Here is a 20,824-nt window from a genome sequence, read left to right as displayed (position 1 = left end):
GAGGGCTACAGAGAGCCGATCTCCGCCTCCACCTCTTCAAGCGCCACAATCCGGCGTTCAGCGGCGGCCCGCGTTGCCGCCTCGGCCATGATCTGGGCGCGCAGACCGTCATACACGCCGGGAACCGCCATGGCTTTCGGCGTGCCGAAATCACGCACAAATTGGGCAAATGTCCGGATGGCGGCGGCATAGCTGGGCGCCATTCGTATCATCGGATCTTTCGGCAATCCTTCCGTCAGCACCTTGTCATCAAAAATGCGCATTACGCTGCCTTCCGTGATACGCGAGGATTCCGCCAGCCCGGCGGTACCGAATACCTCGATTCGGTCATCATAGCCATACACGGCGCGACGTGCGTTATCGATCTGGCAAAGCGCGCCGCTGGCGGTGCGCAGGGTGACCATCGCGGTATCCACGTCGTTGGCTTCCAGAAATACCGGGTCGGCGATGACCGAACCGAATGCGGAAACCTCGGTTATCTCCTCTCCGGTTAGCCAGCGCGCCAGGTCAAAGAAATGGATCATCTTGTCGTAAAACAGGCCGCCGGATACTCGGAGATAGGCCAGGGAAGGAACGGCGTTCGGGCCGCGGGATGTGATTTGCACGGTTTGTAACCGACCAAGCCGCCCCTGCGCGATGTCCGCCTGTATCGCGGCATGGTTACGATCGAAGCGACGGTTAAAACCGACCATCACCTGATGTTGTCCTTCACCCAGTTCACGCAATGTATTACCGGCTTCCGCCAGCGTGGACGCCAGCGGCTTTTCACAATAGACTTTTTTACCCGCCCGCACTGCCGCCAGCATGAGCGGACAATGGGTTTCCGTTGAGGATGCGATGATCACGGCATCAATATCATCGGCCGCAATAATGGCTTCCGCGTTCGGTAGCACGCGCGCGTTATGCTGCGCCGCGATGGCCGCCGCGCGCGTCGACAGCGGATCGGCCACGGCGACGATGCGGGCAAAAGGGTGGTTCTGCAAATGACGGGCATGCACCGAGGCGATGCGTCCGGCGCCGATAAGTCCGATGGAAATCAATGGGTACTCCTGTTGCTAAAATAATGATGGGCAATAGCGGTAAAGCGCGCATGAATGATTGAGCCGGCTTAGCCGACATCCATCGGCAATTCGGGGTTATCAGCCCATTCCGATAGCGAGGCGTCGTACAGCGCGACATCCGGATGGCCCAGTAAGTTCAGCGCAAAGACCACTGCGCTGGCCGCTACGCCATGACCGCAATAGGCAATCACTTTTTTACTGTCCAGACCGAGGGCGGAGACGTTGGCGCGCAGTTGATCGCGCGGAAGAAAAGTGCCGCTATCCGTCGCGAACAGGCTGGCGGCGGGGAGGTTGCGACTGTCGGTAATCCGTCCGGCCCGGCCATAATTGTTGCCTTCCAGACCGGCAAACTGCGCCGGCAGCCGCGCGTTGAGAAGACAAATCCGCTCATCGCCGATAGCGGCCAGCACGTCATCACGCCGAGCCACCAGTTGCGGACGCGCTTTCGCGGTGAACCGGCCCGCGTTCGGCCGTCGGCCAGATCCGCTTTCCAACGGCCGATTTTCGCGTCGCCACTTCCCAAACCCGCCATCCAACACGGCGGCGTTGTCAAAACCAAAAACGCGCAACAACCACCAGACGCGAGTCGCCCACCAGGGGTCGGCGCGAGAGTAAAGCACCACGCGTACGCCGGGACGAACGCCAAAGCGCGTCATCGCGGCGGCAAAGGCTTCCGGCGTGGGTAACATATATTTATAGCGATGCGTGTTATCGGATAAATCATTTTGTACATCAATGAATTGCGATCCGGGGATGTGGCTGGCCGCAAAATCTTTGCGCGCCGGTTCAGCGCGATATACCGACTTGGCATCCGGCAGCAAACGGGTGGTGCAGTCAAAAATCAGCACGTCGGGGTCGGTCAGTCGGGTGGACAACCATGCCGTACTGACCAGAGATTCAGGTTGGGAGAGCGTCATTATTTTATGTCCGATATGATCACAGTACTTTAGCCAGAAACGCCTGGGTGCGGGGATCCTGTGGATTATCAAAGAATTCCCGGGGGGTATTGCTTTCGACGATGCGCCCTTTGTCGGTGAAATAAATGCGATCGGCCACTTCGCGGGCAAAGCGCATTTCATGGGTCACCAGAATGCAGGTCATGCCGTCGCGGGCGACATCCTGAATGGTGGTCAACACCTCCTTGACCATTTCCGGATCAAGCGCCGCGGTGACTTCATCAAACATCATGACTTCAGGGTTCATGCACAGCGCCCGGGCAATCGCCACCCGCTGCTGCTGCCCGCCGGACAGTTCGCCCGGATAGGCGTCCGCCTTGGCTTCCAGATGGACTTTCGCCAGTAACCGGCGGGCTCTGGCTTCAACGTCCCGCGTCGGCTGTTTGAGCACCTGAATCGGCGCCATCATGATGTTTTCCAGTACGGTACGATGGGGAAACAGGTTATAGCTCTGGAAAACCATGCCGACTTTGCGCCGCAGCGTCAGCGCATCCAGTCTGGCATCGTTGACCTCGGTATCGCCGACTTTAATCGAACCGGAATCGATCGGCGCCAGCGCGTTGATACAGCGCAGCAAGGTCGACTTGCCCGATCCTGACGGACCGATAATGCAGACGATTTCCGAACGGGCGACGGACAGTGAAATGCCGCTCAGCACTTCAGTGTCGCCGAAGGATTTGTGGACATCGGTTAGGATCACCTGTGCGGGTGAAGCGTGTGTATCAGTCATTAGCGGGTTCCAAATTGCCATGTCCGCTCCAGGCGGCGTGAAAACAGGGAGATCGGAAAAACAAACGCAAAGAAAAGCACCAACGTAATGCCATAGGCCGGCAGAATCAGACCCGGCCGGGTTTCGGTGGTCAGGATGGTCTGGGTAACCGTCATGATCTCCTGTACCCCGACGACGTTGGCAAGCGATGTCGCCATAATGACCGAACAGTAGAGATTCATGGCCGGCGGCACCATCTGACGCAGCGCCTGAGGCAAGATGATCTTGAGCGTGGTGCGGACGGGGCCGAAGGCGAGCGCCGCGGCCGCCTCCCATTGCGTGGTCGGTATTGATTTCAACCCGCCGCGTACAATCTCCGAAGTGTAACCGCTGACCGGGATCGCCAGCGCCACCACGGCTTTGATCCAGTCAGGGAAACTCAGCCAGGTTCCGGCTATTTTGATTTCGAACGGCAGCAGGAACATTACGTAAAACATGATGACCAACCAGGGGCTGTTGCGGAAAAACAACGTCAGCAAACGCGCCGGCATGCGAATAATGGCCATGCGCGTCATTTGCGCCGCCCCCAGCAAGGTTCCGGCCAGTACGCCGATAATCATGCTGAATACGGAGATCAGCAGGTTCAGACCAAAACCTTTCAGGATCAACGGCAGCCAGGGAAATAAAATGGCGAAAGCGCTCTGCGGCGGAAAAATCGTCTCTATGATATTCATCGTCCAAGCCCCGGAACCTTCAACCACTGCTCAAGCATTTTCACCAGTAAGGTAAAAATGGTCATGAGTCCCAAATAACTCAGCAGCACCACATTCATCATTTCGACCACATTAAAGTGCTCGGTCCAGATTTCATGGGCGACATACAGCGCCTCCGGCACCGCAATGGCGTAGGCGAGCGCGGTGCTTTTGACTATCTGGGCCATGTTGTTGCCCAATGCGGGCAGACTGATGCGCAACGCCAGCGGCAGTATGATATGCAGCATGGCCTTGGCGCGGCCGTAGCCGAGCGACTCGGCGGCCTCGATCGTGGTGCGCGGCACCGCTTCGATACCCGCACGCAGGATTTCCGTGACGAAGGCGCCGTATTGCAGCGATAGCGCAATAACCACGAACTGAAACGGCGATATCAACGGCAGCTCGCCGTTAGGCCCGTAGGTGGAGAGGTGGAAATAAGAGCCTATGCCAAAAAATAAAAAATAGAGCTGGGCCAGTCCCGGCGTATTACGAAAGAATTCGACATAGGCCGTTATCAACCAGCGCAGCGCACGCAGGCGGGCTTGTCTGGCAAACACGCACAGCAGGCCGATCAGCATGGAACCCATCAGCGCCCCGATCGCCAGCTTAACGGCCAGGACAAGCCCGGCCAGATATTTCCTCGCTTCCCAGGCGTTATAAAACAACGAGAAGTTCCATCCCGTCTGTTCATTTAACGCTTTAAACCACTCGGCAATATAAAACATCAATTCGCTTCTTCATGTGCTTTTAACGCAAACGGCGCCGGTTTAAGCCCCCACTTTTTCGCCAGTTCGATGATGGTTCCTTGCTTATTCCAGTCTTTGATTACGTCGGAGCTGAACTGGGTATATTCCGGTTCGTTAAAACGCACGGCCAGACCCCATGGGCCTTCGGTGAAGGGGGCCAGATCCTGAATGACGTAATCTTTCCAGATGCCGTCTTTATCGTTAAGGAAACGCGACTGGAGGTAGCTATCATCGGAAACCAGGGCAGGGCAGCGGCCGTCACGTAAAGACTGGTCTACTTCCTGCTGGGTCTGGAAGGCGATAATGTTGGCGCCGAATTTTTGCTCCAGCGGCAGGTTCCAGCTTGAGCCCTGATTGCTGCAAATGGGTTTGCCCTTCACGTCTTCCCAGCGGGAAAAGGTCACGCCTTTCTTGGTGAGCAGCGCCGGGCCTGCCGCGTAGTAGTACGGCTCGACAAATTGCACCAGCTTTTTGCGTTCTTCCGTCACGGTCAGCGAGGTAAACAGGATGTCGCATTTGCCTTGTTGCAGGAATTGCACTCGGTTGGCAGGCAGCACCGGAACCAACGTGGTTTTAATCTCTTTACCCAGACGACTGGACAAGCGCTGGGTGAAGTCGTTCAGCAGATCGATATGCAGCCCCTTGGCTACGCCAGAGGAGTCAAGGAACGCCAGCGGGGGATTGTTGACATTGGTGCAAACCGAAATAACGCCCCGATCGGCAATTTTTTCCAGAACATTAGCCTGCGCCGGATTGGGAATAAAGGCGGTCGCCAGCAAACCGCCGCCTAGAATCATCAGTGAATTTAGCGTTGTTTTTGACATATAATCAACTTACCCTGGGTTGGCGGAGTTTTACTCTGCGCTATTTGGTGAACGAGGTGGCCTGAGCCTCCCTCTGGTACAGGGAATTTAGAAGTTTTCGCTCTTTTGTGTCAATAAAATCAACATGACATTAAGTTGTATATATATCAACATTTCACATAAGCATCGCGAACGAAGAGGAATGAAACGTGAAAACCCGCAATGTCCAACAGAAGTCAACCGAGGAAGGACTGGCTCATGCAGAGAGCGTGAAGGGGGAACTCAAGACGCTGACCAAGGGGCTGGCGGTGCTGGATCTTCTGATTCACCGTCAGCAGGTGCGAACCGGCGATGTGGCGGAGAGTCTGGCCATCGACAAGAGCAGCGCCTCGCGGTTCCTGCAAACGCTGGCTATGGCGGGATATGCTCAGGCCGGAGAGCGGCGCAGTTTTATTCTTGGCCCCAAACTGGCCGGCAAGCCAACTATTCTCCGTCCGCAAAAAAGCCTGCGGATCTGCGCCCGGCCGGTGTTGGAGCGTTTGTCCGCCCTGACCGGCGAAGCGGTGCATCTATCGATCCTGGCCGATGAGAACGTCCTGTATCTGGATGCCATCGAGTCTCAATATCCGCTGCGGGTTGATAGCCGGCCCGGTACGCTGGCGCCGCTGGCGTATACCGCTATCGGCCGTATTTTTCTGGCGTTGGCGGATGCGCCATTACCTGAGCAATTGCATGCCCAGACTGTCCGCACCATTACCGATCCGCAACGTTTTCAAGCCGAATTGCAGAGTATCGTACAGCGGGGTTATGCGCTGCATGATGAAGAGTACCATCTTGGCATTCGGGGCGCCGCCGCGCCTTTGCGCAACCAGAACGGGCTGGTCGTCGGCGCGGTCGGGGTGTCCGGGCCAAGCGTACGTATTCATAGCGAGGATCTTGACGCGCTGGGTAAACTCGTGGCGGGAGAGGCTGCAAAATTCGTCATGGAATAAGGCGGCGGGTTAGCTGTTTACCGCTTGTATCATGAACCGGGAGTGAGGAATATCGAAAAAGATTATCAAGTTGTTATATATGCAAATGAGAAAAAAGTTGTTGAATTAGGGATGAGTTACGGCAGACTTGAAAGGAACAGGGGCTGACCCACTCTCAACGAAAACGTGACTTACCATGAAACTAGATACTCAGGTTATCCATGCCGGACGCCATCCTGAAGATTTTCTCGGCGCTGTTAATACGCCGGTTTATCGCACCTCTACGGCTGTCTGCAACTCAATGGAGGAATGGGATCGCAAACTGCGGCAACAGGCTTCTGTCGATGAACCCGACCTGTTCTACGGCCGTTACGGCACCCCGACCAGCAAATCGCTACAGGAAGCGATTGCCGAACTGGAAGGCGGTTATAAATCATTGGTTTATCCTTCCGGTTTGTCGGCCTGCGCGACGGCGATCCTCGCGTTTGTCTCAGCCGATGAGCATGTACTGATTCCCGATAACGTATATGGTCCGTTACGGCAGGTTGCGCGCTCGCTAATGCAACGATTTCGGATTCATGTCGATTTTTATGACCCTGCGGCCGGCGCCGATATCGAATCTTTGTTCCGGCCCGAAACGCGGCTGGTCTACACCGAAGCACCTGGCTCGCTGACCTTTGAAATGCAGGATATACCCGCTATTGCCGACGTGGCGCATCGTCATAATGCGCTGGTCGTTATGGATAATACCTGGGCCAGTCCGCTTTATTTCCAGCCCTTCGCTAAAGGGGTGGATATTTCCGTACAGGCCGCGACGAAATATATCGCCGGCCACTCCGATGTCATGATGGGCGTCGTCACCGCAACCGAGACAACCTATCCGCGTCTGAAATCCACCACCCATGAACTGGGGCTGATCGCCAGCCCAGACGATTGCTATCTGGCGCTGCGGGGACTGCGTACCATGCCTCTGCGCCTTGAACGCCATTGGCAGACGGGCATCCGCTTGGCGGAATTCATTGCCGGACAGCCGGAAGTGGCGCGGGTGATCCATCCGGCGTTGCCTGGCGACCCAGGATACGCATTATGGCAACGTGATTTTACCGGCGCTTCCGGGCTGTTCGCTTTCGAGTTACGGCCGGAAATGGCTGAAAAACGCAGCGCGTTGGTGGATGCGTTGCGGCTTTTCGGTATCGGCAGTTCCTGGGGCGGCTATGAAAGCCTGATCCTTCCGGTTAATCCCCTGCGGTCGGTTCATCTCCAGAAGCATTCCGGCACGTTATTGCGAATTCACGCAGGTCTGGAAAATGCCAATGATCTGATTGCCGATCTGGATCAGGCCTTTGCCTTTATTCGCCAGTCTTAGCCGTGTCAACTCCATCAGAATCATTATCAGTCAATAAATTATTTTAAAGAGACGAATACTATGCGGATTATCGCCTGTGGTGATTTACTTTTTTCCAGCCGTAATCTGGCCAAACGGCTGGATAAACGCCTTGTCGAGCGGCTTTCCGCTGCGGATGCGGTCTTTGCCAATGCGGAATTTTGCTGCCCGAAACCAGAGACGCCGCCTGCTGCGGGGAGAGGGTACATCACGTCGGTAAAGCCTGCGACATTGGATGAATTTGTCGATCTCAATATCAAGCTGGTTTCTTTTGCCAATAATCACACCGGCGATTTCGGCCCGCAAGGCGTGGTAGATACCCTGGAGGCCGCTGAACAGCGGGGATTGATCCACTGCGGCGTGGGCCGCAATCTTGCTGATGCCCGGTCGGCGCGCTTCCTTGATACACCCAACGGCAGGGTCGGCGTTGTGGCATTAAGTTCCACTCGCTCAGAGGTTTTTGCCGCCAGCGTCGCCGGGGCCGACGTCGCCGCTCGTCCCGGACTCAACCCGCTGCGTTGGGGACGTGCCTATGTCTTACCGGATACGGAATTCGGGCAGTTGCGGCAAATCACGGAGTTACTGGGTATTGCAGACAGCAACCGTGAAGGTCAACGCATTGAGGTCATGGCCGACCAAGGGCCGGATTATTTAAGATTCGGCTCTATTTTCGAGAGTTCGGTGCAGATAGAGCGCGGCGATGTGGCGCACGTTCGTACTTATATGAACGAAGACGATCATGAGGCGATTTTAAAAAGCGTGCGCGATGCGGTACATCGTTCGGATGTGACTCTGGTCAGTCTTCACACCCATGAAGGTGAAAACGACGGCTGGTATGCACCTTATCCGCCGGCATTTATCGAAGCGTTCGCCCGCAGCGCGATTGACGCGGGCGCGTCTGCGGTTATCGGTCACGGCGCCCATTTCCTGCGCGGAGTGGAAATTTATAAAAATCGGCCGATTTTCTATAATTTGGGCAGTTTACTGATGGAGTTCGAAGCCGGGGAGTCGCTCGTTGCGCCTGAAATGTATGCGGCTTACGGTCATGACCTGGATGCCCGACCTTCCGATTTGCATCGGGCCAGATCAATCAACAGCGCGGGTCAATTCGTTGGTTTTAACGCCGAATCCCGTTTTTCAAAAAACTGCCTGGCGCTGATGGATTACCAGTCGGGCGCGTTACGCTTCGAATTATTACCGATAGATCTTGGCCTGAACCGTGAACGCTCGCTGGACCGTGGTCTGCCGGTGATAGCTTCAGCTGAATTAGGGCATGAAATCGCAGCGGATCTGACTCGCTTAAGTGGAAGATACGGCACTCAATTACATTACAATGAGGCGACCGGTACCATTACTATCGAGGTTGGGTAGGAGGTTGAACGTATCTGTTGTCCTATGGCGAAATAATTCGGGCGGATCGTTCAAGGCGTTCCGCACCATTCCGGTGCTTTTGGCAGAGTCTATTTGGGATTAGATAAGACAGAAACGAACGGTTTTAATGAAAACAGAACTAAGTCAAAAGGGGAGAGATGCGCTATTACAGAACATCTGTAAAACTTGAATTGGTACGACCGAGTGGACTCGAACCACCGACCCCCACCATGTCAAGGTGGTGCTCTAACCAACTGAGCTACGGTCGTACAGGGTAGGTTTCGCTCAACGGAATTATCTTCCGTCAACTAACCTTTTGATTAAAATGCTATTTTTTATCCCAGCGGTTGGGATGGGCGCTATTATGGACTTGTCCGGCATGGATGGCAAGACCTTTATATTTCATACTCTTCCAGATGCTGAATGTTTGGTCAATTGGGCATTCGGCGTTGTAGGTTTTGACCTGACGTTGACCGCGTTACCCTCTCACCGATTAAAGCGGACAGATAAAAATGAAAAAAACCAATCTATCCTTACTCGCCGCAGGGATATTCGCAGCGGTATCCCTGCGCGTATCTGCGTTGCCTGCTGATTTTCCCGCCGTTCCTACAGCCAATGTGCCGGTTAAACAGTACGTGACGGCGGTAAATCCCGATAATAGCATTACGTTTCGTTTGTTCGCGCCGGCGGCAAATAAAGTCAGCGTCTTCACCGGCGCGACGCCGGAGAGCCTGGTATCTCACGCCATGACTAAAGATGAGTCGGGGATCTGGTCTTTCCAGTTGCCGCCGCAACAACCTAATTTGTATGAGTATTTTTTCAGCGTTGATGGTTTTCGCTCGATTGATACCGGCAGTGCGTTCACCAAGCCGCAACGTCAGGTGAATACCAGTCTGATTCTGGTTCCGGGCAGCATTCTCGATGTGCGCGCCGTTCCTCATGGCGATTTGCGCACAGTGACATATCATGCGGCCGCGCTTAAGTCTGAGCGGCAAATGTACGTCTGGACGCCGCCGGGATATAGCGAATCCTCGAAACCATTGCCTGTTCTCTATTTCTATCACGGCTTTGGCGATACCGGCGCATCGGCGGTCGTACAGGGCCGGATCCCGCAGATTATGGATAACCTGCTGGCGGAGAAAAAAATTGCGCCGATGCTGGTCGTGATCCCCGATACTGAAACGGATATCGCGGATGCCGTGCCGGAGGATTTTCCTCCTCAGGAAAGACGTAAAGTCTTCTATCCCCGTAATGCGCTGGCGGCGGACAGGGAGCTTATCCATGACATTATTCCCACGATTAATCAGCATTTTAATGTCCGACAGGATGCGGACGGCAGGGCGCTGGCCGGATTGTCGCAAGGCGGTTATCAGGCGCTGGTGTCGGGTATCACCCATCTGGATCATTTCGGCTGGCTGGCGACGTTCAGCGGCGTGACGACGGAAACGGTGCCGAATGCCGCCGTATCGGCGCAGCTCGATCGCCCGCAACAGATTAATCAGCAGTTGCGCGACTTTACGGTGGTGATTGGCGAAACCGACAACATCACGGGTAAAGACATTGCCGGGCTTAAAACCCTGCTGGAAGAGAAGGGGGTACGCTTCAGCTATACCCAATATCCGAATCTGGGGCATGAAATGGATGTCTGGCGCCCGGCCTATATCGAATTTGTGCAAAAATTATTTAAATAGCAAAGTTTAGGCGGCGCTAAATCTCTTTTAGCGCCGTAGCGTATGAGCGTCAGAATGCGTGAAAAACGGCCGCCTGAATCAACGCGGCTGGCGAGGTAGCTCGCGGCGCACGCCCAGGCCGATGATGCGACCGCTCAGGTGCGGCAGCCAGGGCTGGCGAATCAGCCAGCGCGCGAACGCCGGCGGCCGTCGTGCGGCGCGGGATGAGGTTTTCCCTTTGCCGGTCATCATGATTTGCAGCCGCTGGATAACGCGGGTGGGAAATTCGCGTCGCCGTTGCACACGATTCAATATATGCAGGCCGACCGGCCCGCGCGCCAGCGGTTCGGCCAGAATATTGGCGGCTGCCACCGCATCCTGAATAGCCAGATTTACGCCGACGCCGCCGATGGGGGACATGGCGTGAGCCGCATCGCCGATGCACAAAACGCCCGCCGCCGCCCAGCGATCCAGCCGGTCGATGCGAATATCCAGCAATTTAACTTGCGTCCAGTCGGCAACGGCCCGCGCCAGCCGTTCGACGCCGAATGGGGAGACCGCCGCGACCTGTTGCAACAGCGCAGGCAGACCTTGTCGCCGGATAGCGGGAAAGGCGCCTTTAGCGATACTGTAGCCGCACTGCCAGTAGTCGCCCCGATCCAGCATGATAACGTTGTTCCTGGGGCCGCCGTGTCCGCTGGCCCAGTTTTCGTCGTCGGCCGCTTTCGGCAATTTCATCCATAGCACGTCCCGCGGCATGCCGAAGCTGCGGCCGGTCAGGCCCGCCGTCTGGCGCACCACCGACTGGCGGCCGTCGGCGGCGATAACCAGTCCGGCGCGGATCAGCAGCTTGTCGCCATTGACGTCCAACGCTTCCACGCCCGTTACCGCGCCATTTTCCCGAATCGTGTTCACGACCTGCGTGGCGCGCAACAGCTGGAATCCCGCTAACGATTGGCCCTGTTCCGCCAGAAAATTGAGGAAATCCCACTGCGGCATCAGCGCCATAAATCGACACGGGGAGGGCAGGCGCCGGAAGTCGGCCAGGGTGATCTTCCGGCCGTTAAATTCCCCGACAAGCGTCTCGACCCGTTGATGCGGCAGTCGCAGCAATGCTTCAAGCAGCCCCAGGCGCGCCATAATTTCCAATGTTGACGGATGGATGGTATCGCCGCGGAAATCCCGCAGAAAATCGGCATGCTTTTCCAGCACCAGCACGGGAATGTCGGCGCGCGCCAGCAGATAGCCGAGCATCAGTCCGGCCGGGCCGCCGCCGATAATGCAGCAGGGCGTTTCCAGGATCTTATCGGTCATGGCATTTCGTCAGACAGGGAAAATCTAATGATAGAAGTTTGGGGTTAAGTTGCAAATGATTCTCATTAGTGTGGCTGAGTGCTGGTATTCAGCGCGGCGTCCTGAGCTAACAGTATGCTATCGGTGATGCGAATATGGCGAGTGGGTTACAGGCAATCGATCGCAAACTACCATTATTACTCATCTCGGAAATCCCGCCTTCCTCTGTGTTAGCTATCCTACATACCAGAGTAGATAGATAAAAAAGAGGAGTAAGAATGGATTTTCTTGGCTGGACGGCTGTGACGGGCGGTTTATTACTATTAATCTCGCTGGCGTCGGGTTGGATTAAGCGCGGCCCGATAACGGTGTTCGCCATCTACCTGCTGGTGGGGGTGGCGTGCGGGCCGTGGGTGTTGAATCTGCTTCAGGTGGATATCGCCGCGCATGCGGAGCTGGCAAAAAATATCACTGAAATCGCCATGGCGGCTTCGCTGTTTATTACCGGCCTCAAACTCAGGTTGCCGCTAAAAAGCCAGGGGTGGCGCATCGGTTTGCGGCTGGCGTTTCCCGGCATGCTGCTGACGGTGGCCGGCGTGACGCTGGCGGCGCATTTTTTGGCCGGCTTCGCCTGGCCGCTGTCGCTGGCGTTCGGCGCCATCGTCGCGCCGACCGACCCGGTGCTGGCCAGCTTAATCTCGGTCAACGACGCCAACGATAATGACAACCTGCGCGTTTCGCTGTCCAGCGAGGCGGGCATGAACGACGGCAGCGCGCTGCCGCTGCTGATGCTGGCGGTTATGCTGCTGGCCGGCAATGGCGAGATATCACTGGCGGCGTTCGGCCGCTGGGCGCTGGTGGATGTGCTGTGGGCCGTCGGCGCGGGGCTGGGCATCGGTTTTGCCATGGGGCGCTTTGTCGGCCAGTATGCCATGCATCTGCGGCATACCCATCAGGATGTTACGCCGAACGACTTTCTGGCGCTGGCGCTGATTGCCCTGAGCTATGCCGCGGCGCAGTCGCTGGACGCGTCGGGTTTTCTTGCGGCGTTCGCCGCCGGCGTCGGGCTGCGGCGGGCGGAAGTGCGCGCGGTCAACCGTCAGCCCGCCGATCAATTTGACGACAGCGATAACCGCCCCCCGGCTGAGGTGATGGTCAATTTCCATGTCCGTCACGAGTCGGGCGCCACCAACCCCACCAGCTCGGTGGGACTGGTGGTGGGCGATGCGCTGTCGTTTGGCGATATGGTGGAAAGACTGTTCGCAGCGGCCATCATTATCGTACTGGGCATTACGCTGGCTCAGCACTGGGATCCGGCCGGTTTACTGATCGCGGCGTTGCTGTTTCTGGTGATCCGCCCGCTGTCGGTATGGATCGCCACTCTCGGCGTCAAGGCACCGCGTGAACAGCGCCTGATGCTGGGGTGGCTGGGCATTCGCGGAATCGGCAGCATTAACTACATCGCCTGGGGCTATACGCACGGACTGGCCGGCGCCGAGGTCACAAGAATGGCCGATATGGCCTTTACCTTGATCGTCGCCAGCGTCGTGGTGCATGGCATGTCGGTAACGCCGTTGCTCAACTGGCGTATTGCCGCCAGTGAACAGCATAAGCGCTAGTCCGCGACAGCCTTCATTATCGCTTGCCGGCGCCCGGAAAGCGGAAGAGGGTGTTATCAATTCAATAGCGCCGCGCCGGTTGCCTGGCGGCGCTACGCTGTTACTAACCTTCGAAATTATTTCTATTGTAACGATAACCTCCGTATTTAATTCACTATATACAATTAGCGCACAAACTATTCACTAATTGTCGTTTTGGATCGTCGGTGATATTCGCTAGGTTGATTACCTGTTCACAGGAGACGGACGAGTAAGAGATAAGTCTATGCGTGGTTTAACCCCGGTAGTCGATCATGTTGTTATTCATGCCGCACGACAACCCGATGCAGCTTCTCCCCGGTTTCAAGGTTTGGGTTTTCCGTTAACGTCCGGAGGGCATCGCGCTCTGCGCTCCGGCCGCTTGCTATCCCTGCCGCGCCGACCGCCCGTTCCCGTTGCCTGCAACAACCGGGGGTTTTCCCCGAGGCCCGTTCGAACGATAGCTGTTGGGTCGCAGCGCGGGATGCGTTTAACGGCGCGCCGCGCTTACGGACGGTTTGAATTTATCGCTGCTATTGTCGGATAAAAATCTATGAAAGCCATCGTGTTACGTGAACACGGCGACAACGATAAGTTGCGTGTTGAATACGATTTCCCTGACCCTATTCCCGCTAAGAACGAGGTGTTATTGCGCGTTCGGGCCTCTTCGCTGAATTATCATGATGTTTTTACCCGCCGCGGCATGCCGGGGATTCATTTGCCGTTCCCGATTATTATCGGCCTGGATGTCGCCGGGGAAATTATCGCGCTGGGCGAAGAGGTACAGGACTGGCGGATCGGCGATCGGGTGGTGGTGGATCCGATCAATCGGGTTGACGGCGGGCTGATCGGGGAAACCACGCACGGCGGTCTGGCTGAATTATGCCGGGTGCCGGCCCACCAACTGATCGCCTTGCCCGACGATATCGGCTTTGCCGAAGCGGCCGCGTTGCCGGTGGCCTATGGCACCGCGTTACGTCTGATCGCCACCATCGGCCAGGTCGGGCCGGGAGAAAAGGTCTTGATTCTGGGCGCCAGCGGCGGCGTGGGCGTCTGCTGCGTACAGTTGGCGAAGCTGGCGGGCGCGGAGGTGATAGCTTGCGTCGGCAGTGAGGAAAAGGCCGAACGTCTGCGCCGACTGGGGGCGGATCATACCATTCTCTATACCGAAGAGGATTTTATGAAGCATGTGTTCCAGCACTACGGCAAACCGGCGCGTCAGCGCAATGCGCCGCACCCCGGCGGCGTCGATGTGGTGGTGAATTTCACCGGCGGCGACACCTGGGTGAAATCGTTGCGTTGCCTGCGCGTGGGCGGGCGTTTGCTGACCTGCGGCGCCACCGCCGGTTTCAATCCCGCCGAAGATATTCGCTACATCTGGACCTATGAATTGCAAATTCGCGGCTCCAACGGCTGGGAACGCGAGGATCTGCACCGCCTGCTGACGCTGGTGCGGGAGAAAAAACTCCAGGTGCCGATCGATCGTCAATGGCCGCTGGAGCAGGGGGCGGAGGCGCTGGCCTCACTGGAACAGCGTCGGGTTATCGGCAAGGTGGTGGTGGTATGAGCACAAGACTCAGTCAGGCGCAAATTGAAGAGAAATTTCGCGCCTCGCCTTTCATCGATTGGCTGAATTTACAGATCGAATCGGTGGATTACGACCAGCAAACGCTGACGGTCACGGTGCCGATGCGCGCCGAATTTGAACGCATCGCGGGCAGCGGGCAGTGGCACGGCGGCCCGCTGGCGTCGATTATCGATACCGTCGGCGACTTCGCGCTGGCCATGATCGTCGGTAGCGGGCTGCCCACCATTAATTTTCGCGTGGATTATCTGCGCCCGGCGGTGCATACCTCGCTGCGGGTGGTCGCGCGCGTGCGGCGTCATGGCCGCAGCGTCGGCGTCGCCGATGTGGATGTTTATAACGAACAAAATATCTTGCTGGCCATCGGTCGGGCAAGTTACGCCACCGGAACCGCATCAACAGGAGTGTTATCATGACCGACCGTTTTTCCCGCCGTAATTTCCTGCGTATCCTCGGGGTGGGCGGCTCTTTCGCCGCGCTGTCGTCGCAGGTGACGGGGTTTCGCCTGATCGGCGACGCCTTTGCCGAAGAAAGCGCCGCGCTTGCGCCGCGCCGCGGCGGCACGTTGGTGATCTCCTGGGGCGGACTGGAGCCGCAGGCGCTGTTTGTACCCGGCGGCGGCGGGTCTTCGCCTTTCCAGACCTCCACCAAAATTCTGGAACGTCTGCTCAAACTCGACAACGATCTGAATTTTCAGCCGGAGCTGGCCGAATCGGTGACGCCGTCCGCCGATTTCAAAAGCTATGAGATTAAACTACGACAGGGCGTGAAGTGGCATGACGGCGCCGATTTTACCGCTGACGACGTGGTGTTTAACGTGCTGGAACACTGGAAAGCCATTTCGGCCGGCATCGCGCTGAAATCGTTGAGCGGCGCCACGGCCGTCGATCCGTTCACCGTTACGCTTAACTTTACTACCCCGGTGCCGGCGTTTTTCCTCAAGTCGATTCTGGCGGGACAGTATCAACTGGTGGTGCCTAAACATCTCTATGCCGGCAAGGACATACTGACCAATCCGCTCAATAACCGCCCGGTGGGTACCGGCCCCTGGATATTTGATAAATGGGAGCGCGGCAGCTACGTGGCCTACCGCCGCAACGACAATTACTGGTCGCCCAACCAACCCTATCTGGATAAGCTGCTGGTGCGCTGGTGGGGAGATGCGGCGTCGCGTACCGCGGCGCTGGAAACCGGACAACTGGGGCTGGGCTATTCCAATCCGGTGCCGGCGCGCGAAGTCGATCGTCTGGTCAAGGGCGGACAGGTGGTGCTGGATACCCGCGGTTACGAAAACAGCGCCTGGGCGGCGACGGTTGAATTTAATCAGCGTCGCGAACATGTTAATCGCCGTGAAGTCCGCCAGGCCATTCTGCACGCCATCGATCGCCAGTTTATCGTCAACACCATCTATTTCGGCCGCGGCAAACCGGCGCTGGCGCCGATTTTCAGCAGCAACGCCCTGTTTTACACCGAAGACGTGCCGAAATATGAGTTCGACGTCAAAAAGGCCGCCGCGCTGCTCGACGCCGCCGGACTGCCGGTCAGGAACGGCAGCCGCTTTACCGTCAATTTGCTGGCGGCGGCCTGGTTCGAGGAGAACGCCAAAATCGGCCAGTACCTTAAACAGGCGCTGGAAGACATCAATATCACCGTGCGTCTGGACTCCGTCGACCGCGCGACGGCGTTAAAACGCATTTACAACGATTACGATTACGATATCGCCGTTTCCAACTTTACCGCGCCGATAGAGCCGGTGCCGACGGTAACCCAATTTTTCACCACCGACGGCATCGTCAAGGGCGGGGCGTTCCGCAACGCTACCGGTTATAGCAACCCGGAGATGGACGCGCTGGTCGAGAATATCACCATCGAAACCGATGAAAACCGGCGGCGGACGCTGATCCAGCAGTTTGCCCGTCTGGCCAGTACCGAAGTGCCGATCGTGCCGTTGGTGGAAATGCAGTCCTATACGCTGGCGCGTAAAAACGTGCGTAATTTCACCACCGCGGCCAATGTGCAGGGCCACTCGCTCAATGACGTCTGGCTGGCGGAGTAGCGGTATGGCGCGGATGATTTTTCGTCGTTTGTTACAGGGCATTCCGCTGTTGCTCGGGGTGATTATCATCAATTTCATCCTGATGAAGTCGGTTCCCGGCGATCTGCTGGATGTGATGACCGCCGAGCAGCAGGTCACCGACCCGGCGATGATCGAACGTTTGCGCGCGCTTTACGGCCTCGACCAGCCGGCCTGGCTGCAACTGTTGAAATATATCGGCGCGGTGGCGCGCCTGGATCTGGGCTTTTCCTATCGTCAGAACTTGCCGGTGCTGGAGGTGATCCTCGCGCATTTGCCGGCGACGCTGATCCTGATGCTGGCCAGTATTGCCGTGGCGTTGCTGGTGGGCATCAGCGCCGGCGTGTTGGCGGCGGTGCGGGTGAACAGCCTGTGGGATTCGCTTATTTCCGCGCTGTCGGTCCTGTGCTTCGCCGCGCCGAGTTTCTGGCTCGGCATCATGATGATTATCCTGTTTGCCGTTAAGCTCGGCTGGTTTCCGGTGGGCGGTATGGAGGAGATCGGCGCGGACGAGACGCTCTGGGGGCATTGCCTTGATATTCTCCACCATCTGGTGCTGCCCGCGCTGACGCTCGGCCTGTTTTACGCGGCGACTTACGCGCGCGTCATGCGGGCCTCAATGCTGGAAGTGGCGCAGATGGATTTTGTACGCTCGGCGCGCGGCCGGGGATTGGGCCGCCTGCGGGTCGTGGTCGGGCATATCATGCGCAACGCGCTGCTGCCGGTGGTGACGCTGTTCGGGTTACAGCTTGGCACCGTGCTGGGCGGCAGCATTGTGGTGGAGTCGGTGTTCAGTTGGCCCGGCATCGGTCAGGTGCTGTTCGACAGCGTGATGAGCCGCAACTATCCCGTGGTGCTGGGGGTTCTGGTGCTCAGTTCGCTGGTGGTGATTGTGATTAATATCCTGGTCGACGCGATTTATTTCCGTCTGGATCCGCGGATTCGGAGCTGAATGATAATGTCTATGAGTACGCCATTAGCCGCCGAAGGCGCGCCGCGCCGGCAATTTCTGCGCCATTTTTGCCGCAACCGGGGCGCGGTCTTCGGGGCGTTTATCGTGCTGGCGATTCTGGTTGCCGCCCTGATCGCCGACTGGATCTATCCGGTCGCGCCGTTGCGCATCGTCGCGATGCCGGAAATCTGGCCGTTCACCGATGCCCGCTATCCGCTGGGTACCGATTCCCTCGGCCGCGACATCGCCGCGCTGATTGTCCACGGCAGCCGCGCCACGCTGATGATCGGCCTGACGGCCAGTCTGGTGGCGACCACCCTCGGCGTGGCGGTCGGCGCCAGCGCCGCCTGGTTCGGCGGTTGGGTGGATGAAGTGCTGATGCGTATCGCCGAGTTATTCCAGATCATTCCCAACGTGGTATTCGTGCTGACGGTGGTGGCGATCCTCGGTCCCCATCTCGCCAATATTATCGTCGCGGTCGGTCTGGTTTCCTGGCAACCCATTGCCCGACTGACCCGCGCCGAATTCCTCTCGGTGAAAGAGCGCGAGTTTGTGCAGGCCTGCCGCGCCTGCGGCATGAGCAATAGCCGAATCATTGTGGGCGAAATCCTGCCCAACGTGATGCCGCCGGTGATCGTGCTTTCCTCGCTGGTGGTCGCCGGCGCGATTCTTTATGAGTCGGTCATCTCATTTCTCGGCCTCGGCGACCCTAATCTGGCCAGTTGGGGACGGCTGGTGGGCGAAGGCCGCACGCTTATCCGCTCTTCCTGGTATATCTGCGCGGTACCCGGCGTGGCGATTATGCTGGCGGTGCTGGCGCTGAACCTGTTGGGCGACGGGCTAAACGATGCGCTGAACCCGAAGCTGCGGGACCGCCCATGAATACGGTGCTGGAAGTCAATAATCTGACGGTGGATATCGTCGACAGACGGCAGCGCGTCACGGCGCTGGACGATGTATCGCTCACGCTGCATGCGGGCGAAACGCTGGCGGTGGTCGGCGAGTCCGGCTGCGGCAAATCGCTGACCGCGCTGGCGCTGATGCGCTTGCTGCCCGCGCCGGCGGTCTGCATCGGCGGGGGAGAGATCTGGTTTGAACGGCAGAATCTCGCGACGTTGAGCGAGGGGAAAATGCGGCGGCTGCGCGGCCGTCGGCTGGCGATGATTTTTCAGGATCCGATGAGTTCGCTTAATCCGGTGAAAACCGTCGGCGACCAATTGAGCGAAGTGTTGCGGGTGCATCTGGGGTTGTCGCGGCGCGAGGCGTGGCGGCGCGGCACTGAATTACTGGAACAGGTGCATATCCCGGATGCGTCCCGACGCATGCTCGAATATCCGCACCGTCTTTCCGGCGGGATGTCGCAGCGGGTGATGATTGCCATCGCCATTGCCTGTAAACCGGCCGTCCTGATTGCCGATGAGCCGACCACGGCGCTGGATGTCACCATTCAGGCGCAGATCCTCGCGCTGCTGCGTGAACTTCAGGCCGATACCGGCATGGCGTTAATGTTGATTACTCATGATTTAGGCGTGGTGGCGGCGATGGCCCAGCGCGTGGCGGTGATGTATGCCGGGAAAAAAGTCGAAGAAGCGCCGGTGCTGGAGCTGTTCGACCATCCTCTGCATCCCTATACCCAGGGATTGCTGCGCGCCACGCCCACATCCGGCCAGCCGAACCAGCGGCTGCTGGATATTCCCGGCAGAGTGCCGGCGTTGAGCGAACTGCCGGCGGGATGCGCTTTCGCCGATCGCTGCCTGCACGTTTCGGCCCAGTGTCGGCGGCAACGGCCGGCGCTGGAAACTTTACGCCGCGATCATCAGGCGTCCTGCTGGGCGGCGCAACAGGACGCTTCGACGGCGGTGCTTCGTCTGGCGAATGGAGGACGGCGCGCGTGAATGCGGTGCTTGAGGTACAAAATTTACAGGTGAGTTATCCCACCGGTCAGGGATTGGTTTACGCCCTCGCGGGGGTCGATCTGTCTCTGTGGCCCGGCGAAACCGTCGGGCTGGTGGGGGAGTCCGGTTGCGGCAAATCCACGTTGGGTAAAGCGGTGATGCGGCTTATCGCCAGCAGCGGCGGACAGATCAGGGTCAACGGCGACGATATCACCCATCTGAGCCGCAAGGCGCTGCTGCCGTATCGCGCGGACATTCAGATGATGTTTCAGGATCCGCAAGGATCGTTGAATCCGCGTCAGCGCATCGGTAAAAGCATCGGCCGGCCGCTGGAGGTGGCCGGCTGGGATAAGGCGGCCATTCGCCGGCGGGTCGGCGAGCTATTGGAACTGGTGGGGCTGCCGGCCGCGGCGGCATCGCGTTATCCGCATGAATTTTCCGGCGGGCAGCGCCAGCGTATCGGCATTGCCCGGGCGCTGATTCTGGAACCTAAAGTGATCATCTGCGACGAGCCGGTCTCGGCGCTGGATGTGTCGGTGCGCGCCCAGGTCATCAATCTGATGCGCGACCTGCAACAGCGAACCGGCGTGGCCTACCTGTTTATTTCCCACGACCTGTCGGTGGTGGAGTACATCGCCGATCGTATTCTGGTGATGTATCTGGGTCGGATTGTGGAAAGCGGCCCCACCGGGCAAATTTGGGCCAATCCGGCGCATCCTTACACCTTTGCCTTGCTCTCCGCCGCGCCGGTGGCCGATCCCCGCGCCGCGCGGGCGCAAAATCTGCTGACGGGCGAATTGCCCAGTCCGCTGTCGCCTCCGGGCGGATGCCCGTTTCACACCCGTTGTTCCCATGCCGGCGAGCGTTGCCGCTCGGAGCGGCCGCCACTGCGCGATTGCGGCGATCGGCGTCGGGTCGCCTGTCATTTCCCGCTCATTGACATTCATGCTTAAGCTTCAGGCCAC

19 protein-coding genes and 1 tRNA gene are annotated in these 20,824 nt (G+C 58.0%); 12 read left to right on the top strand and 8 right to left on the bottom strand.

Annotation, left to right across the window (positions count from 1 at the left end; genetic code table 11):
* Positions 1-5: 5 nt before the first annotated feature.
* The 6 genes from ABRZ26_RS04435 to ABRZ26_RS04410 all read right to left on the bottom strand — a co-directional run bounded on the left by ABRZ26_RS04435 (position 6) and on the right by ABRZ26_RS04410 (position 5,048).
* On the bottom strand, positions 6-1,040 hold the full coding sequence (locus tag ABRZ26_RS04435) for a Gfo/Idh/MocA family protein (RefSeq protein ID WP_319603056.1): 1,035 nt from the start codon (positions 1,038-1,040) through the stop codon (positions 6-8).
* 68 nt (positions 1,041-1,108) lie between these two features.
* On the bottom strand, positions 1,109-1,978 hold the full coding sequence (locus tag ABRZ26_RS04430) for a sulfurtransferase (protein ID WP_319603055.1): 870 nt from the start codon (positions 1,976-1,978) through the stop codon (positions 1,109-1,111).
* A 19-nt stretch (positions 1,979-1,997) separates the two neighbouring features.
* The gene (locus tag ABRZ26_RS04425) at positions 1,998-2,747 is read right to left on the bottom strand and encodes an amino acid ABC transporter ATP-binding protein (RefSeq protein WP_319603054.1); all 750 of its coding nucleotides are present in this window, start codon (positions 2,745-2,747) and stop codon (positions 1,998-2,000) included.
* Positions 2,747-3,460, bottom strand: coding sequence for an amino acid ABC transporter permease (locus ABRZ26_RS04420; protein ID WP_319603053.1), 714 nt, complete (start codon positions 3,458-3,460; stop codon positions 2,747-2,749). The genes ABRZ26_RS04425 and ABRZ26_RS04420 overlap by 1 nt, the downstream gene beginning before the upstream one ends.
* Complete coding sequence (locus ABRZ26_RS04415; RefSeq protein WP_319603052.1) at positions 3,457-4,203, bottom strand: amino acid ABC transporter permease; 747 nt, start codon at positions 4,201-4,203, stop codon at positions 3,457-3,459. Before ABRZ26_RS04415 ends, ABRZ26_RS04420 begins: the two co-directional genes overlap by 4 nt.
* Positions 4,203-5,048: a transporter substrate-binding domain-containing protein gene (locus tag ABRZ26_RS04410; RefSeq protein ID WP_319603051.1), complete on the bottom strand. Its 846-nt coding sequence runs from the start codon at positions 5,046-5,048 to the stop codon at positions 4,203-4,205. Before ABRZ26_RS04410 ends, ABRZ26_RS04415 begins: the two co-directional genes overlap by 1 nt.
* 188 nt (positions 5,049-5,236) lie before the next feature.
* Between ABRZ26_RS04410 and ABRZ26_RS04405 the strand changes: the two genes are divergently transcribed.
* From ABRZ26_RS04405 to ABRZ26_RS04395, 3 genes are all read left to right on the top strand, one after another.
* Positions 5,237-6,019: an IclR family transcriptional regulator gene (locus tag ABRZ26_RS04405; RefSeq protein ID WP_319603050.1), complete on the top strand. Its 783-nt coding sequence runs from the start codon at positions 5,237-5,239 to the stop codon at positions 6,017-6,019.
* 175 nt (positions 6,020-6,194) lie between these two features.
* Positions 6,195-7,364 (top strand): cystathionine beta-lyase, encoded by a 1,170-nt coding sequence (gene metC / locus ABRZ26_RS04400; protein ID WP_319603049.1) that lies wholly within the window; start codon positions 6,195-6,197, stop codon positions 7,362-7,364.
* A gap of 60 nt (positions 7,365-7,424) precedes the next feature.
* A complete protein-coding gene (locus tag ABRZ26_RS04395; RefSeq protein WP_319603048.1) occupies positions 7,425-8,753 on the top strand; it encodes a CapA family protein in 1,329 nt (442 codons plus the stop codon).
* Positions 8,754-8,945: 192 nt separating this feature from the next.
* Here ABRZ26_RS04395 and ABRZ26_RS04390 read toward each other — a convergent pair.
* Positions 8,946-9,022, bottom strand: a tRNA-Val gene (locus ABRZ26_RS04390).
* A gap of 243 nt (positions 9,023-9,265) precedes the next feature.
* Between ABRZ26_RS04390 and ABRZ26_RS04385 the strand changes: the two genes are divergently transcribed.
* Positions 9,266-10,444, top strand: coding sequence for an alpha/beta hydrolase-fold protein (locus ABRZ26_RS04385; protein WP_319603047.1), 1,179 nt, complete (start codon positions 9,266-9,268; stop codon positions 10,442-10,444).
* 78 nt (positions 10,445-10,522) lie between these two features.
* On the opposite strand, the gene ABRZ26_RS04380 is transcribed toward ABRZ26_RS04385, so the two are convergent.
* On the bottom strand, positions 10,523-11,737 hold the full coding sequence (locus tag ABRZ26_RS04380) for an FAD-dependent oxidoreductase (RefSeq protein ID WP_319603046.1): 1,215 nt from the start codon (positions 11,735-11,737) through the stop codon (positions 10,523-10,525).
* Positions 11,738-11,994: 257 nt separating this feature from the next.
* Between ABRZ26_RS04380 and ABRZ26_RS04375 the strand changes: the two genes are divergently transcribed.
* The 8 genes from ABRZ26_RS04375 (at position 11,995) to ABRZ26_RS04340 (ending at position 20,812) form a co-directional block, all read left to right on the top strand.
* A complete protein-coding gene (locus ABRZ26_RS04375; protein ID WP_319603045.1) occupies positions 11,995-13,335 on the top strand; it encodes a cation:proton antiporter in 1,341 nt (446 codons plus the stop codon).
* A 571-nt stretch (positions 13,336-13,906) separates the two neighbouring features.
* Positions 13,907-14,920: a quinone oxidoreductase family protein gene (locus ABRZ26_RS04370; RefSeq protein WP_319603044.1), complete on the top strand. Its 1,014-nt coding sequence runs from the start codon at positions 13,907-13,909 to the stop codon at positions 14,918-14,920.
* Entirely contained in the window at positions 14,917-15,354 is a 438-nt protein-coding gene (locus ABRZ26_RS04365) for a PaaI family thioesterase (RefSeq protein ID WP_319603043.1), read from the top strand. Before ABRZ26_RS04370 ends, ABRZ26_RS04365 begins: the two co-directional genes overlap by 4 nt.
* Positions 15,351-16,994 carry an ABC transporter substrate-binding protein gene (locus ABRZ26_RS04360; RefSeq protein WP_319603042.1) on the top strand — a complete coding sequence of 548 codons (1,644 nt, stop codon included), beginning with the start codon at positions 15,351-15,353 and terminating at the stop codon, positions 16,992-16,994. Before ABRZ26_RS04365 ends, ABRZ26_RS04360 begins: the two co-directional genes overlap by 4 nt.
* Positions 16,995-16,998: 4 nt before the next feature.
* A complete protein-coding gene (locus tag ABRZ26_RS04355) occupies positions 16,999-17,964 on the top strand; it encodes an ABC transporter permease (protein ID WP_319603041.1) in 966 nt (321 codons plus the stop codon).
* A gap of 12 nt (positions 17,965-17,976) precedes the next feature.
* Positions 17,977-18,846, top strand: a complete 870-nt coding sequence (locus tag ABRZ26_RS04350) for an ABC transporter permease (RefSeq protein ID WP_319603040.1) — start codon at positions 17,977-17,979, stop codon at positions 18,844-18,846.
* Positions 18,843-19,859: an ABC transporter ATP-binding protein gene (locus ABRZ26_RS04345; protein ID WP_319603039.1), complete on the top strand. Its 1,017-nt coding sequence runs from the start codon at positions 18,843-18,845 to the stop codon at positions 19,857-19,859. Before ABRZ26_RS04350 ends, ABRZ26_RS04345 begins: the two co-directional genes overlap by 4 nt.
* Positions 19,856-20,812, top strand: a complete 957-nt coding sequence (locus ABRZ26_RS04340) for an ABC transporter ATP-binding protein (RefSeq protein WP_319603038.1) — start codon at positions 19,856-19,858, stop codon at positions 20,810-20,812. The genes ABRZ26_RS04345 and ABRZ26_RS04340 overlap by 4 nt, the downstream gene beginning before the upstream one ends.
* The last annotated feature ends 12 nt before the right edge of the window (positions 20,813-20,824 follow it).

The sequence above is a fragment of the Brenneria sp. L4-2C genome (assembly GCF_040240335.1).
In the GTDB taxonomy this organism is placed as follows: domain Bacteria; phylum Pseudomonadota; class Gammaproteobacteria; order Enterobacterales; family Enterobacteriaceae; genus Brenneria.
The sequence above is the reverse complement of the archived record's forward strand: the minus strand, read 5'-3'. Positions and strand labels throughout refer to the sequence as shown.

Coding starts and splice junctions, on each gene's coding strand:
- ABRZ26_RS04430 (WP_319603055.1), bottom strand. CDS start 1,978: ATGACGCTCTCCCAACCTGAATCTCTGGTCAGTACGGCATGGTTGTCC.
- ABRZ26_RS04425 (WP_319603054.1), bottom strand. CDS start 2,747: ATGACTGATACACACGCTTCACCCGCACAGGTGATCCTAACCGATGTC.
- ABRZ26_RS04420 (WP_319603053.1), bottom strand. CDS start 3,460: ATGAATATCATAGAGACGATTTTTCCGCCGCAGAGCGCTTTCGCCATT.
- ABRZ26_RS04415 (WP_319603052.1), bottom strand. CDS start 4,203: ATGTTTTATATTGCCGAGTGGTTTAAAGCGTTAAATGAACAGACGGGA.
- ABRZ26_RS04410 (WP_319603051.1), bottom strand. CDS start 5,048: ATGTCAAAAACAACGCTAAATTCACTGATGATTCTAGGCGGCGGTTTG.
- metC (WP_319603049.1), top strand. CDS start 6,195: ATGAAACTAGATACTCAGGTTATCCATGCCGGACGCCATCCTGAAGAT.
- ABRZ26_RS04395 (WP_319603048.1), top strand. CDS start 7,425: ATGCGGATTATCGCCTGTGGTGATTTACTTTTTTCCAGCCGTAATCTG.
- ABRZ26_RS04385 (WP_319603047.1), top strand. CDS start 9,266: ATGAAAAAAACCAATCTATCCTTACTCGCCGCAGGGATATTCGCAGCG.
- ABRZ26_RS04380 (WP_319603046.1), bottom strand. CDS start 11,737: ATGACCGATAAGATCCTGGAAACGCCCTGCTGCATTATCGGCGGCGGC.
- ABRZ26_RS04375 (WP_319603045.1), top strand. CDS start 11,995: ATGGATTTTCTTGGCTGGACGGCTGTGACGGGCGGTTTATTACTATTA.
- ABRZ26_RS04370 (WP_319603044.1), top strand. CDS start 13,907: ATGAAAGCCATCGTGTTACGTGAACACGGCGACAACGATAAGTTGCGT.
- ABRZ26_RS04365 (WP_319603043.1), top strand. CDS start 14,917: ATGAGCACAAGACTCAGTCAGGCGCAAATTGAAGAGAAATTTCGCGCC.
- ABRZ26_RS04360 (WP_319603042.1), top strand. CDS start 15,351: ATGACCGACCGTTTTTCCCGCCGTAATTTCCTGCGTATCCTCGGGGTG.
- ABRZ26_RS04355 (WP_319603041.1), top strand. CDS start 16,999: ATGGCGCGGATGATTTTTCGTCGTTTGTTACAGGGCATTCCGCTGTTG.
- ABRZ26_RS04350 (WP_319603040.1), top strand. CDS start 17,977: ATGAGTACGCCATTAGCCGCCGAAGGCGCGCCGCGCCGGCAATTTCTG.
- ABRZ26_RS04345 (WP_319603039.1), top strand. CDS start 18,843: ATGAATACGGTGCTGGAAGTCAATAATCTGACGGTGGATATCGTCGAC.